We start from the raw sequence: 14590 nt of genomic DNA on the forward strand, positions 1-14590 counted from the left end.
TAATAACCACGCCACTATCTTATAGGATAAGAGATGACCCTTAAATTGCCAGAAAAAAACCTTGCTGCAATCATATTATTAACGGCTTTTTTAACGGCCTGTGGCGGTGGCGGAGACTCAGATAATAGCGCTAATGACGTTACGCCAGAGCCAACAGCACCTGCTGCTAGCCCTGATGATACCTCGACTGATAAGCCTGATAATGTGGCAAGCGACAATGAGACACAAGCAGCATTAATCGCAAGTAATACCTTTAGTCTAGCGCGTACCAGCTGTGGTCTTGGTGGGTTGTCCGCTGACACCGCACTGGATAATATTGCGATTCAACATGCCAAATATATCAAGCACGTATTTGCTAACAGCACACCGACTACTTTTAGTCCACATTATGAGAATAAGATTGCGGATATCGTAAACGTCACGGGTGATAATAACCCGTTCTTTAGGGGCGTTAGCTTCGAAGACCGGTTATTACAGGCAAAATATGGCAACGCCCGATATGGGGTGACTGAGAATATTGCCCAATCGGTTTACTATAGCTCGGCAGGCAATATTATAGGCTCTGATATAGTGGCAGGCTCAATGGCTAAGTCGTTATTGGCAGCGCCTTATCATCTGCGCTCTTTGATGCTACCAGGTTCAAGTTTGACAGGGACGGGCATGGTCACTTATAAGCCTTTTGGTAAGGATACGGCCAATAATCAAGGTTATGTATTAGTCAACCATGCCTCAGCGACGCAGGCGACCGAAGATAATACGGTGGCAGGAGTATTCACTTATCCATGCCAAGGGGTCAGCGGTACCGTCACTGCGTTGTATAACGAAACGCCAAGTCCGGTCAAAGGAACGGGTCGTGACTTACAAACTGATCCTATCGGGCAGCCTATTTATGTCAGTATGCCGTCTGCTCAAACGATTGATATCAGCAATGTTAGATTCCATGATATACAGCGTAATATGGATGTGCCCATTGAGCTATTAGACTATCGCCAAGATCCCCATAAAAACACCATATATGAGCTACCAGCGAACGAAGCGTTCATCTTGCCCATTACGGACAATTTGAAAAGCTGTACAAGCACCAGTAAAAAAGACGAAAATTGTGGTTTACATGGCAACAGTGATTACCGTGTCAGCTTTGATATCTTAGTCGATAGCAAAGCCATAGAGCGTGAGAGCTTCACCTTTAAAACTGGTGCTGTGAACAATTAATTGCGCAATCTATAGTTAAAATATCTCAAAAACGCTACAGTACTGCTGGTATAAATTTTTTGCAGCCTCTGTCGGCTAGCTACAGCAAGCAAGAAAAATTAACCCCAGTAGTGCTTTATAACATTTGTATTTCTTTTATTTAGGACTGACTATAGAACAAGTTATAAAACAAGGGCTGAACCAGTTATCTGATTCAGTCCTTGTTTTATATAATGGTCAATCCACTATGCAAGCGTTATCACGTCAAAACGACGAGTTCCACTGCTGCAAAAAGGCTTTTTCTTCATCGGTTGACTCGCGATCTAACATGTTATTGCGATGGGGATAACGTCCAAACTGCTCTATAATATCTTTGTGCTGCTGCTCAAAATCTAGAGTAACGGTATCCTCCAGCTTTTCAAACAAGGGCATATAGCGTTTATGAATCACAAAAGATTCAGAATGCATAAACGGCATAATGGTAAATTTGCGCCATGCCATCGGAAGGGTATGAAAATGTGGTTGCAATACGATTTCTTGAGCCAGCACCAGCGCCATGCCATCTTGCGCGAACGCCTGCGCTTGATTGCGGTATAGATTGCGTGAAAACTGGTCTAAAACGATGATCTCTGCCAGACGTCCAGCCAAAGCAGTAATGGAGCTATTGCAATCAGTTGGCGCTTCTGCAATGCGCCAAGTCACGCAGTCACCTTGTTTGGCTGCTTGCCAAATCTTATAAAAATGCGCTTTTATTTTCTGATCAAATTCATCGTTCTGTTCAAACCAATAAGGCTTATTGTCCTTATCAAACCAAAACGCTAAAACAGCACGCGCATCCACATTTAGATGACTCAGATCGATGTGATTTGAGTCCAATGAGGGTGAGTTGACTTGGTTTTTTGCAGTAGAATAATCGGTTGAGAGTGACATAAGATATTCTAATTATGATGAATTTAGTCTACTATAGCGCAAATATTTATGTCTGTCATGATACGAGCAGCAGCTATTAGGTAACCCTTATGAATACAAAAAATTCGCCACAAAACACTCAGTCATCCTTACCACCAACGCCATATTACTTGCTTGATGAAGCCGCAATCGTCGCCAATATGCAGATTATCGCGCGCCTGTGCGAGTTATCTGGCGCTAAAGCCTTACTTGCGCTTAAATGTTTTGCGACTTGGGGCGTGTTCGATATCATGCAGCCTTATCTGCATGGTACGACGTCATCTTCGCTCAATGAAGTCAGATTGGGTTATGAGACTTTTGGTAATAATAGTGATGCTAGTAGTAAAGATAAAAAAGAAACCCATGCTTACAGCGTCGCCTATAGTGCGGAAGAAATTCCTGAAGTATTAAAGTATGCTGATAAGATTATTTTTAACTCAATTTCACAGTTAAATGCCTTTAAAAACCAAGCATCAACGCAAAACATACCGGCTGGGCTGCGCTTAAACCCACAAACCAGCAATTCATCGTTTATTATTGCCGATCCTGCGCGTCCCTTTAGTCGTCTTGGTGAGCATGATAAAGACAAAATTGCAGCCGTGTTGAGTGATATCACAGGGGTCATGATTCATAATAACTGTGAAAATGACAGTTTTGAGGCATTTAGTGAGAGCTTAGTCGATATCGAAGCCAGATTCGGTGATGTTTTGCAGCAGCTTGAATGGGTGAGTTTGGGCGGCGGCATTCATTTTATCGCGCCTGATTATCCACTAGAAAAACTTGCGGATAGATTAAAAGGCTTTAGTGAAAAATATGGTGTACAAGTTTATCTTGAGCCAGGTGAGGCAAGTATTCATGGTGCTGGCACGCTCGTCACGACCGTTTTAGATACGATGCACAATGAGAAAAATCTCGCGGTAGTAGATTCATCCATTGAAGCACACATGCTTGATTTGCTGATTTACCGTGAGTCAGCGCCGATAGCGGCTATTAACAGTGATTTAATTAATATCGCCTCTCTTGATATCGACCCTACCAATATCGCACCCATCAGCGAGAACACCAAATCAGCTGATAATACGATTATCTATGGTCGTTCTTGTTTGGCAGGCGATATCTTTGGTGAATACGCCTTGCCAAATACCTTAAAAATAGGTGACACCGTGACCTTTGGTAATGCAGCAGGCTATACCATGGTGAAGAAAAATTGGTTTAACGGCGTCAATATGCCAGCGATTGTGATTCGCCGCTTAGATGGCAGTATCGATATCCAGCGCGAGTTTGATTATCAAGATTATAAGGCGAGCTTGTCATAGCGCTATTAAAATCATATTCGAGATGAATAGATGAGACTGCCAAACAACTATCTATAAATTTTTATTCGCTTTGACGTTTTTAGGTTAAGTTGTAATTTTTTCCGAAAAGTCAGTAAAAATTGTTATAATTGCGACTGGCAAACGCAGTAGGATTTGTCAACGGGTGCGTGGGTTTTCCTCGGTCTTCCTTTTTAATTCACGCATATCATTCACTCGTTTCTGTTTTGCATAGCCAATATCAATGGTATCGACAGGGACACAAAGGAGGATTGTTCTTTGAACACAAACCAACAAGCTAAACCTAGTAAAAAAGACGTGCTCATCATCGGTGCCGGCGGTGTCGCTCAAGTGGTCGCTCATAAATGTGCGATGCATAATGACGTACTCGGCGAGATTCATATCGCTTCACGTACCAAAGATAAATGCGATGCCATCGCTCAGAGCGTCATAGAAAAGAACAGCTTTAAGCAGCCAGCGGTACTACATACGCATGAAGTCGATGCCATGGATACCCAAGCGCTGATACAGCTGATTGAAGATACGGGTATTCAAATCCTTATCAATGTCGGTTCGGCATTTGTGAATATGACTGTTTTGGAAGCTTGTATTGAGACAGGTGTTGCCTACATCGATACTGCTATTCATGAAGACCCTCGCAAGATTTGTGAGACGCCGCCATGGTATAACAACTATGAATGGAAGCGTAAACAGCGCTGTGCCGACAATAATGTCACAGCTATCTTAGGTGCAGGCTTCGATCCTGGGATGGTCAATGCCTATGCACGTTTGGGTTATGACATGATGGATGCAGGTTCGGTGACTGATATCGATATTATTGATATCAATGCGGGCAGCCATGGCAAATACTTCGCCACCAACTTTGATCCTGAGATTAACTTCCGTGAATTCACCGGTACCGTTTATTCTTGGCAGAATAGCAAGTGGCAGTCTAACAAGATGTTTGAAGTCAAACGTACCGATGACTTGCCTGTTGTTGGTGTACAAAACAGTTATTTAAGTGGTCATGATGAAGTGCATTCTTTATCAGCCAACTTAGATGTGCCCAATATTCGCTTTTGGATGGGCTTTGGTGAGCACTATATCAATGTCTTTACCGTCCTACAAAACTTGGGCTTACTGTCTGAGCAGCCAGTCATGACTGCTGAAGGACAAGAAGTGATCCCATTAAAAGTGGTGAAAGCAGTCCTACCAGATCCAAGCTCGCTTGCGCCAAATTACACGGGTAAAACCTGTATCGGTGACAAGGTAAAAGGCAAGATTAATGGCGTCGATAGTGAGGTATTTATCTATAATATCTCAGACCATGAAGACGCTTATAATGAAGTCGGTAGCCAAGGTATCTCTTATACCGCAGGCGTGCCACCGGTTGCTGCTGCTATGCTAGTCGCTACAGGCGAGTGGGATGCAGGCAAAATGGTCAATGTTGAAGAGCTAGATGCCAAGCCGTTTATCAATCTATTAAATAAAATTGGTTTGCCTACGCGTATCAAAGACAGCGAAGGCGATAGAGCCCTTGAGTTTACTATCTAAATTCTCGTGTTAGCTTTTGTTGTCTGTTAAATAAAAAGCACCCTATTGAGGCAGACTCGATAGGGTGCTTTTTTACGTATCTGCTTCTCTAATAAAAACGAGTATCATAAAACTGATAGCTATAAATGGCATAAGGAGAATTGCTATGTTTTTAGAACAATATAAAGTCTTCAACTTGATTGAGGATGTGATAAAGTTAAAAGTGCTACTCATTTTAGAATCTCCCTATATCAATGAATATCTCCATCAACATCCAGCGGCAGGCGAGTCGGCACTTGAGCTCACTCAATTTTTGATGGCTCAAGGATATTTAAAGAATTTTGATGCCCAACTACCATTAGGCTGTAATATCAAGGTATTAAATTATCAGTCACTGGGTATTTTGAACTGCTCGACATTACCACTGAATAAAGCGTTTTACCCTTGCGCTCTAAATAGTGAAGACTTAGCAAAAGTGAATGCATTGGCAGCCATTAAACAAAATTTAAATCAAAGTAATCCGAATAAATTACCTGTCGATTTGAAGAAAAGCAGTATTTTTAAAGACTTTGTTAGCCGATTAACTGAAGTGCTTGAGCAAGCGCCAGCTGATATTGTCATTGTACCTTGCGGCGATACCGCAATTGGGTTTGTAGATGCTTTTAAAACAATTTATCAGAAGTCTTTGACAGTTTTAGATAGTTTGCCGCATCCAACTGAGCCAGATTGGGCTGAGAAGATAGCGGCTATTAGATTGACCGATCATATCGCGCCTCAGATATTGCCTTAGCTATGATTGCACTCTGTCTATAATGCCATTCTTTATATAAGGACGACCACATCTATGAGTATTGATGAGCAAAAAACTGTGGACACACCAAAGGTTGCTGTAAGCTCTGTTAGAAAGTGGCTGATTCAAACCACTACACTTGTACAGGCGGTCATTTTAAAAATATAGAAGGGATTTTATTTTTGTCAGCCAATGATATTTTGGTCGCAAAAAAGGTCAGCGCTATGGAGTGGGAACTTAAACAAGTGAAGTGTAAGCCGTGAATTTTAGACTGAGATATGGAGTTAATCCCGCCATATATTATTGACTAATAACTAGGCAATGTGGCAATGTGACCGGCTCAGTCTTACTATGGTCTTCGACCTATTTTTTATCAACAGCAGTGTATTTTTTACCATGAATCAGCGATATCCCTCTCATAAAAATAAGAGCGTAATATGCAATTAGAAATAAATGTTATCGATGCCTTTACGGATACTGTGTTTAAAGGCAATTCAGCGGCAGTGATTATCACAGAAAGCTGGTTGTCTGAGAAGCTCATGCAGTCTATTGCCTTTGAAAACAACTTGTCAGAGACGGCTTTTATCGTAGCTGATGATAAAGGCACTTATCATATTCGCTGGTTTTCACCGTTTACGGAGATTGATTTTTGTGGTCATGCGACCTTGGCTTCTGCCTTTGTGCTGTTTAAGAAAAATCCTACTTTGACGTCTATTAAGTTTTCAGCCAAAGCAGTTGGGGTTTTGACGGTTGAGCAAACCGACGACGGTAAAATACAGATGGATTTCCCCAATACCAAGCCTGAGGAAGCCACTGATATCCCTGATAGTTTGCTGGCAGGATTGTCTATTGCCCCTATTGAAGTCTATAAAAACGCACAGGCGTATTTTGTAATTTATGACTCGGAATCTGACGTATTAAGTGTAGAGCGTGACAATGACGCGCTAAAACAGCTTGCGCCTCACGATGTGGTGGTCACGTGTCAGGCTAAATCTGCTGACTATAAAGACTATGATTTCATTTCACGTTACTTTTGGCCGGCTAATGGCGGCGATGAAGACCCAGTGACAGGCTCGGCTCATACTGGATTAGCACCATTATGGGCACAACGATTGGGTAAAAATACATTGGTCGCTTATCAAGCGTCAAAACGTGGCGGGGTACTCAACTGCGTGGTTGCAAGAGATAGAGTGCTTATTGCTGGCCATGCCGTGCATTATTTGACGGGGTTTATCACAGTTGAGGAGTAACTTTTGTCTGAATTAAAAACAGTGGCGCTGTTTGCGATTACAGCATTGGCCGAAATCGCTGGCTGTTATCTGCCTTATCTGTGGTTGCGAGAAGGCAAGTCAATCTGGCTACTCGTCCCTGGCGCATTGAGTTTGGTCGCTTTTGTATGGTTGTTATCATTACATCCCACTGCTGCCGGTAGAGTCTATGCAGCCTATGGCGGTGTTTATATCTCAATGGCGATTTTGTGGTTGTGGACTGTCAATGGCATTAGACCAACGACTTGGGATATAGTGGGTTCTGCTATCGCCTTATTGGGCATGGCAATTATTATGTTTGCGCCGCGCAGTGCCTAGATTATGAGTCAAAGTGCGCAAATTAAAGCTTATTAATACCAGCAGTACAATAAGGTATCGACATTGCTTTTCACTGATTATATAAATAAAAAAATGCCAATCAAACCATTAGGTTCGATTGGCATATTGCTGCGCTTACTGTTAATGCTTTCCTAAGATGCTACCATTATCATCTTTCTTTGATTGTTTTGCCGCTTTTTTCTCTTTTGCCGTTAACAGCGGCTTCTTTTTGACATTCTTCTTACTATCTTGACCTTTACTCATGATGCTGTCCTTTTATGTGAACGATTAATATCTAGTAAAATCAGTATAGCCCTAAGGCTGAGTAATAGCCAGCTTCAAGCAAATGGACGATGGCGTTAATAAGTGCTTACTTACGAATACATCACGATTTGCTATAATGAGCAGTAAGCCGATAAATCGCGGCAAACCTTTATCCTATGATTATTTAGCACAATGATGCTTACTGTTTTGGTTGATTGATTATTATGCGTATCCGTAAACTGTTTAAATTCGAAAACGCTCATATTGTGCGTAACTGTAGCTCTGAGCGCTGCAAACACTCGATCCATGGTCATAGCTATCAGATTGAGCTGATACTAGAAGCCAAGCGCTTAGACCATGGGCAGATGGTGTATGATTTTGGCTTATTAAAATCCTCTATTAAAGACATTATCGACAGTTTTGATCACGCGATTTGTTTTTGGAGTAAAGACGACCCTGAGTACATCGCTGCCTGTAAGAAATTCAGTGCGCGCTGGATCAGCTTACCGGTATCACCATCTGCAGAGCAGTTTTCACGAGTCATATTCTTTTGGGCGCAAGAGATTTTGCAACAGACGCAAATGCAAAATGGTGAGTCTGATGTCAGTGTGTATTCGGTGATTGCGCACGAAACTGCCACAGGTTATGCCCAGTGTTTTGCTGATGATGTGAGCAATGAGCAAATGGGTAAGCTGGTGCTAGAAGAGTTTGAATTTAGCGAGCAAGTATCTGCAGAGTGGCATGACTCTGAGCTGTATGCCAAACTGATACGTGGTGAGAGTTTCATCAATCCTTCAGTGACTATGCAGGTACAAACGCAAGTACAGACAGGTAAGCCTGATGCCTAATAATAGTGGTATAAAAAATGACAAAAACGTGAAAATGTTGACGTTATATTCTGAAGACGACACACAGAATTTGGCTAAGCAATTGGCTGCTTTACCGCTGACAGGCAGTGTGTGGCTAGCAGGAGATTTGGGTGCTGGTAAAACGACATTAACGCGCTATTGGTTGCAAGCATTGGGTCATAAGGGTGCGGTAAAAAGTCCGACTTATACCTTGGTGGAGCCTTATAGTATTGAGCAAAGTGACGGCACAACCAAGCCTGTTTATCATGCTGATTTGTATCGTCTGCAAGATCCAGAGGAGCTGTCTTTTATAGGCTTTGATGAATATTTGGATGAGCCAAATGCGTTGGTTATTATTGAATGGGCGAGCCGAGCGAACAGCTATTTGCCGCAGCCGACTGTATTTATTGATATGACTCAAAGTGATAGCAATGATGATAAAGAATCACGTCAAGTTACAATACGATTGTCAAAGGCAGGACAAGCACAAGGTTTGGATGTATCCAGTCTAAATATCTAAACCAAATCGTACTCCTGATGTTTAAACCCTTAAAATCTGCCGCTATTATTTTCAATACATGATGCCCATCAATGCCACATAGCCATACTCGTATCAAAAAACTATCACCGCTGCTTATCAATCAATTAGCAGCCGGTGAGGTCGTGACCCGTCCATCAGCTGTGGTCAAAGAGCTACTCGAGAATGCGATTGATGCTCATGCCACAGACATCGAGGTGCGCATTACCCAAGGTGGCATGGGTATGATTGAGGTGATTGATAATGGCGTGGGCATTCATCCCGATGATATGGTCATGGCAGTCACGCGTCATGCCACTAGCAAAGTCGCTGATGTGGCACACCTGCATGGCATTACGACGTTGGGTTTTCGAGGTGAAGCATTGGCAGCGACGGCCGCTGTTTCCCGTTTGACCTTAACCAGTAGCCATGATAACACCGGTATTGGTCGCCAGTTACAAGTTGCTGGTATATTGGGCGATACGCCAAAGCTGATACCCGTTGTCCATCATCGCGGCACTACTATCACAGTCAAAGATTTATATTTTAATGTACCAGCACGGCGTGGCAACTTGAAATCCATCGCCACTGAGTTTGCTCATATCGAAACCATCGTTCGTGAGGTAGCTTTAGCACGTGCTGATGTGGCACTGACCCTTTTTCATGATAATAAAAAACGGCTATCACTGTCGATCAATACTATAAATAACGATACTGAAAATTATCTGCCGTTATCACGTCTTGAGCAAGCGACTGGATTGGCACTGACAGAACAGGCGATTGAAGTCGCGGTTGATTTATCTAGCCTAATACAGCAGCACTTTGGAAGTTCTAATTCTACTCATGCTAATGGCGGATATGAAGATAATGCAGGCACCATGCAATCGGCGAAGATCGGTGGTTGGTTGTGGGCAAGTCATGATACCAACCATAGTTTACCCAAGCTTATTTATGTGAATGGCAGATTGGTAAAAGAGGCATTGATTAGCAATCAGCTGCGCCAAATGGCTCAAAGCGCACAGCTAGCAGGTATGGGATATGCGCTGTATTTTGAGTTACCAACTCAGTGGCTCAATGTTAATGTTCATCCCTCCAAGCAGCGTATTAAAATCAGTCCACTGAACAATATCATGGCGCATTTCAGCCATGCACTTCGGGCAAAGCTAAAAACGCTTAACACTGCAAAGATTTTTTCTAATAAAGATGCAAAACCAAATAGGCATATCTCCACAAACCAGTCTGTTAATAGCTCGGACCCAATAGCGTTATCTATCAGAAATGCAATACGAAGTCAGCAAGTTCAAGCTCCTAAGCAAACATATCAGCTGTCAGCAAATGAGCCGTTATCCCAAAGTACCAAAAACTTTCATGTTAATGGGTTTATAGAAGACAGTCGTCATGCTATTGATAGTGACTCTGTAAACACACCACCTTTACCCCTGTGCTTAGAAGTTATAAATAGTGTCGCTGGTTTGATAACAGAGTCTCCTGTTATATATGACATTGACGATGAAGCGCTGCCTTGGCTACTGTTTTATTATCAAGGGCAGTGTGCGCTAATTAGCGCTGAGAGATGGCAGTCAAGATTAAAAGTATTGTTTGAGTCAACTGTCTTTAGCAGCACTATGTATGACAAAGTCAAAGAATTAAATAGCACTACTATTAATCAGCAATTGGCGAGGATAATCAAACAGATGTCAGCACAAGATGCACAAGCTTTTGTAGCAGACATAGAAGCGATATTGCGCAAATATGCTATCCACTCTATAGAGAGTCATCAATTAGTCACATTGATGTTATCATCTGTGCCCAAGTGACAGTGTCTTATACATAGCATATAACCTCACAGCCAATATACATCGCTGAGCTGTCACTCATCTACCTTATTACGCTCAGAACCATGACCTTTAAAGGCAACCGTATGCGACTTTCGTCTGATAGCCTATCTTCTTACTTAAGTCCCAGTTTGGCGGACAATAGCGTGGTGTGCTTGATGGCACCAACAGCGAGTGGTAAGACCGCCTTGGCTTACGAGCTTTATGACAGTGGTCGTTATGAGCTGATTTCGGTAGATTCAGCATTGGTGTATCGGGACATGACGGTCGGTACTGCAAAGCCAAATGCTGCTGAGCTGGCACGATATCCCCATCATTTGGTCGATATCATTGATCCTATGCAAAGCTATAGTGTCGCTGAGTTTGTCAGTGATGTGGCAAGACTGATTGACAGCTGTCATCAGAATGGCAAAATACCTTTACTGGTAGGCGGCACGATGATGTATTACATGGCATTACTCGACGGACTCTCACCAGTGCCTGATAGTGATGACAATGTTCGCGCACGCGTTGAGCAATGGCGACAAGATGAAGGCATCAGTGCGCTATATGACTACCTTGGTAAAGTCGATGCGATTAGTCATGAGCGCCTTAATGCCACCGATACTCAGCGCATTACCCGTGCTGTTGAAGTATATTTGCAAACAGACATTCCTATGAGTGACTGGCAGCATCAGCCTAAGCAAGCATTGGCTCATAATCCCAATCAGCAATGGCATGCTATTTCTGTCATGCCAGATCGTCCATGGCTGCATACGCGTATCGAGCAGCGTTTAGATATAATGTGGCGTGAAGGGTTAGTAGCGGAGGTTATCAGTTTACTTGAGCGTTATCCTTTAACGCCAAATTTACCATCGATGCGCTGTGTTGGTTATCGACAAGTATTAGAATATCTGGTACAGATTAATCACCCTGTATTTGAGAAGCCCCATCTGGATAAAGCACGGTTTTATGACGCTTTTGCTCAATCGGAGTCATCAAATGTTGAAATTGATGAAAGTAACGAACAAGATGCCATGACTCAGACGCATTTGTCATTGGTAACGGACCAAACCGAGGCGCTTGCTTGTCAGCAAATGCAAAATAAGGCATTATATGCCACAAGGCAGCTGGCAAAGCGCCAATACACGTGGCTGCGTAAAGTGATGCAACTGTCTGATACAGTAGCAGCAGTGCCTGCAACAGTCTCATCTACAATGCTGTCGACATCCATTGTTGGAGCTGATGATGTAACAGGTTCTCAAAAGAATAAATTAAGGCTGCACTCATTTAGCACCATGGAGCAGGCGAGAGCGTATTTATTTTAATAAGTGATATCAATCATTTACGTAGGCTTGTCAGACCATTGATGTTCTGTAATATCAATTATTGAACGGTGGTATTACAAATACAGCATGACCGTATAACGTCATACAAAGATACGAAAGTAATGACAATTAGTTTCAAAGTATAATGTAGATAACTGTTATAATTTGCTTATATGAAAGTATGAACTGTTGCAAGTAATGACCGATTTTTAGTGATGATTCATCAACATTTAGTGCTATAGATAACTTACGCAACAACTGGTTACTTAATTTATTACAATAATGACATATTCACGATAAAGTAGAATGACTTAACAAGCTTTAGCACTTATTTAGATACGTTTCATAGATAAAACGTATTATTGTATCTACCTTTAGCCATTATAATTGAAGTAACCCTTAGAATAATTGGCGCTAACAATAATTATATAATATTTAGGAGAGATTTCATGTCAAAGGGACAAACTTTACAAGATCCGTTCTTGAACTCACTACGCAAAGATCGCATTCCAGTGTCTATTTTCTTAGTTAATGGCATTAAGCTGCAAGGTCAAATAGAATCATTTGATCAATATGTGGTTCTGCTGAAAAATACCGTCAGTCAGATGGTATATAAGCATGCTATCTCAACAGTCGTGCCAGCACGTAACCCTCGCAGCAGTACAACGCCAAGCGCAACTACACAACAAGGCACAGCCCCAATGGGTTATCAAAGTCAAACTGGCGGCGTGAGTAGTGGTTTTGAGCGCGGCGGTAGCGCAAATCCAGCTACTGGTAGCGGCTTTGAAGAACGCGGCTTTGCCAATCGTAGTGGCTTTAATCGTGGTGGCTTTAGTCAAGGAAGCCAAGGACAGGATCGCGGCTTTGAACGTGGCAGCTTTGGTCAAAGTCAGGAGCGCGGTTTTGAGCGTGGTGGTTTTGGTCAGGATCGCGGTTTTGAAGCGCCGTCAGACAATGTGGATCATGACAATAAATTCAATGACGAATCTGATGATAGCAATCCTTAACCCTTCCTATTAAGACATCGAAATATCCTATTAAGACCTACTATCATAGTGGGTTTTTTTGTATTGAGATTTGTATAATCTATAATCGCACCCACGATACCCTTATGGCTGCATTCTTACGGCATCATATTAATATTGACCATAATGATTAATATGGTTCATAGTATAATAAAATGTATAGTAAAATGATTCATCAAATCACAAGAATATACAGCCAAAAACATAGAGTCATCGAAAACGAAAAATTAATAAAATAGAGAACCACTGAATATATATAGTCAGTGAAAGGTAATATCGACACATTATGTACTGCTGGTATCAATTTTTCTTGCTTGCTGTGCCCATGCAGACAGAGGCTGCAAAAAATTTGTACCAGCAGTACCATAGCGTTTTTAGAGTATTTTGACGATAGCCACTAAATATAGAGCCACTGTATGAATAGTCCTGAACGCAATCTGACCCATGAGCAGTTTATTAATACCGCTATTGAGGCGATCAATACTGAAAAGGCGGCACTGGCATTACTCACTGAGCAAATAGATGATAGGTTTGCTCAGGCTTGTGACATCATTTTGGCGTGTCAAGGTCGTGTGGTTGTGACAGGGATGGGTAAGTCGGGATTGATTGGTCGTAAGATAGCGGCGACATTTGCGTCTACTGGTACGCCATCGTTTTTTATGCATCCTGGTGAAGCAGGGCATGGTGACCTTGGGATGTTGGTCAAAGGGGATGTGTTGCTTGCCATCTCTAACTCTGGCGAGTCAGATGAGATAAAAATGCTTTTGCCTGTGGTCAAGCACTTAAATATTCCGCTGATTAGTATCAGTCGAGATAAACGCGGTATGCTGCCCCATGCTGCGGATATTATATTGACACTTGGTAAGTCGCAAGAAGCTTGCCCGCTCAATCTTGCTCCCACCTCAAGTACTACAGCGACACTAGCGCTCGGTGATGCATTGGCAGTTGCCTTGGTGCATGCGCGCAATTTTACCTCAGAAGATTTTGCGTTATCGCATCCTGCTGGCGCACTGGGTCGGCAGTTATTGACGCGAGTAGAAGATTTGATGCACACCAAATTAGAAGATTTACCACTCATCAATCAGCAAGCACCCTTACAAGAAGCGCTATTTATCATGTCAGCTGGGCGATTAGGAATGACGGTGGTTACGGATGATGAAAAAAAGGTGGTGGGTATATTTACCGATGGTGATTTGAGGCGAGGGTTGGAAAAAGGCATTGATTTACAGACACCGATGCGTGAGCTGATGGTAAGTAGCCCTCGTCGTATCAGTAAATCTATGCGAGCTTCAGATGCACTCAGTGTGATGAATGAAAATGCTATCAGTCAGTTGCTTATTATCGATGATAAGCTGCGCCTAGAAGCCATTATTACGGTACATGATTTGCTACAAGCCGGTGTAAAATAAGCGTTATATTAGAGTATATATTAA

Annotated in this window: 14 protein-coding genes; 12 read left to right on the forward strand and 2 right to left on the reverse strand. The window is 42.4% G+C overall.

Translation table 11 applies throughout. The features are described 5' to 3' along the window. Nucleotides 1–33: 33 nt before the first annotated feature. Entirely contained in the window at nt 34–1212 is a 1179-nt protein-coding gene (locus JMW90_RS08485) for a CAP domain-containing protein (RefSeq protein ID WP_201563173.1), read from the forward strand. Between the two features lie 243 nt (nt 1213–1455). Here JMW90_RS08485 and JMW90_RS08490 read toward each other — a convergent pair whose 3' ends face one another. Then, nucleotides 1456–2031 carry a DUF924 family protein gene (locus JMW90_RS08490; RefSeq protein WP_265089235.1) on the reverse strand — a complete coding sequence of 192 codons (576 nt, stop codon included), beginning with the start codon at nt 2029–2031 and terminating at the stop codon, nt 1456–1458. Nucleotides 2032–2210: 179 nt separating this feature from the next. Between JMW90_RS08490 and JMW90_RS08495 the strand changes: the two genes are divergently transcribed. The 5 genes from JMW90_RS08495 to JMW90_RS08515 all read left to right on the forward strand — a co-directional run bounded on the left by JMW90_RS08495 (nt 2211) and on the right by JMW90_RS08515 (nt 7361). Then, on the forward strand, nt 2211–3455 hold the full coding sequence (locus JMW90_RS08495; RefSeq protein ID WP_201563177.1) for a carboxynorspermidine decarboxylase: 1245 nt from the start codon (nt 2211–2213) through the stop codon (nt 3453–3455). 276 nt (nt 3456–3731) lie between these two features. Beyond that, on the forward strand, nt 3732–5006 hold the full coding sequence (locus JMW90_RS08500) for a saccharopine dehydrogenase family protein (RefSeq protein WP_201563179.1): 1275 nt from the start codon (nt 3732–3734) through the stop codon (nt 5004–5006). A 145-nt stretch (nt 5007–5151) separates the two neighbouring features. Then, a complete protein-coding gene (locus tag JMW90_RS08505) occupies nt 5152–5775 on the forward strand; it encodes a hypothetical protein (RefSeq protein ID WP_201563181.1) in 624 nt (207 codons plus the stop codon). A 437-nt stretch (nt 5776–6212) separates the two neighbouring features. After that, nucleotides 6213–7025, forward strand: a complete 813-nt coding sequence (locus tag JMW90_RS08510; protein ID WP_201563183.1) for a PhzF family phenazine biosynthesis protein — start codon at nt 6213–6215, stop codon at nt 7023–7025. A gap of 3 nt (nt 7026–7028) precedes the next feature. Beyond that, nucleotides 7029–7361 (forward strand): YnfA family protein, encoded by a 333-nt coding sequence (locus JMW90_RS08515; protein WP_201563185.1) that lies wholly within the window; start codon nt 7029–7031, stop codon nt 7359–7361. Nucleotides 7362–7502: 141 nt separating this feature from the next. Here JMW90_RS08515 and JMW90_RS13915 read toward each other — a convergent pair whose 3' ends face one another. Further along, nucleotides 7503–7625 carry a hypothetical protein gene (locus tag JMW90_RS13915; RefSeq protein ID WP_020443648.1) on the reverse strand — a complete coding sequence of 41 codons (123 nt, stop codon included), beginning with the start codon at nt 7623–7625 and terminating at the stop codon, nt 7503–7505. Between the two features lie 224 nt (nt 7626–7849). Here JMW90_RS13915 and JMW90_RS08520 point away from each other — a divergent pair, with 224 nt between their 5' ends. The 6 genes from JMW90_RS08520 (at nt 7850) to JMW90_RS08545 (ending at nt 14566) form a co-directional block, all read left to right on the forward strand. Beyond that, nucleotides 7850–8473, forward strand: coding sequence for a 6-pyruvoyl trahydropterin synthase family protein (locus tag JMW90_RS08520; RefSeq protein WP_201563187.1), 624 nt, complete (start codon nt 7850–7852; stop codon nt 8471–8473). Nucleotides 8474–8507: 34 nt separating this feature from the next. Continuing rightward, nucleotides 8508–8993 (forward strand): tRNA (adenosine(37)-N6)-threonylcarbamoyltransferase complex ATPase subunit type 1 TsaE, encoded by a 486-nt coding sequence (gene tsaE / locus JMW90_RS08525; RefSeq protein ID WP_379607831.1) that lies wholly within the window; start codon nt 8508–8510, stop codon nt 8991–8993. A 71-nt stretch (nt 8994–9064) separates the two neighbouring features. Further along, complete coding sequence (gene mutL, locus JMW90_RS08530; protein ID WP_201563191.1) at nt 9065–10807, forward strand: DNA mismatch repair endonuclease MutL; 1743 nt, start codon at nt 9065–9067, stop codon at nt 10805–10807. A 104-nt stretch (nt 10808–10911) separates the two neighbouring features. Further along, nucleotides 10912–12132, forward strand: coding sequence for a tRNA (adenosine(37)-N6)-dimethylallyltransferase MiaA (miaA, locus tag JMW90_RS08535; RefSeq protein WP_227691908.1), 1221 nt, complete (start codon nt 10912–10914; stop codon nt 12130–12132). A 449-nt stretch (nt 12133–12581) separates the two neighbouring features. Further along, nucleotides 12582–13139: an RNA chaperone Hfq gene (gene hfq / locus JMW90_RS08540; RefSeq protein ID WP_201563195.1), complete on the forward strand. Its 558-nt coding sequence runs from the start codon at nt 12582–12584 to the stop codon at nt 13137–13139. Between the two features lie 434 nt (nt 13140–13573). Next, on the forward strand, nt 13574–14566 hold the full coding sequence (locus tag JMW90_RS08545) for a KpsF/GutQ family sugar-phosphate isomerase (protein ID WP_201563197.1): 993 nt from the start codon (nt 13574–13576) through the stop codon (nt 14564–14566). Nucleotides 14567–14590 lie beyond the last annotated feature (24 nt).

It is taken from the genome of Psychrobacter glacincola (genome assembly GCF_904846215.1).
Lineage (GTDB): Bacteria > Pseudomonadota > Gammaproteobacteria > Pseudomonadales > Moraxellaceae > Psychrobacter > Psychrobacter glacincola.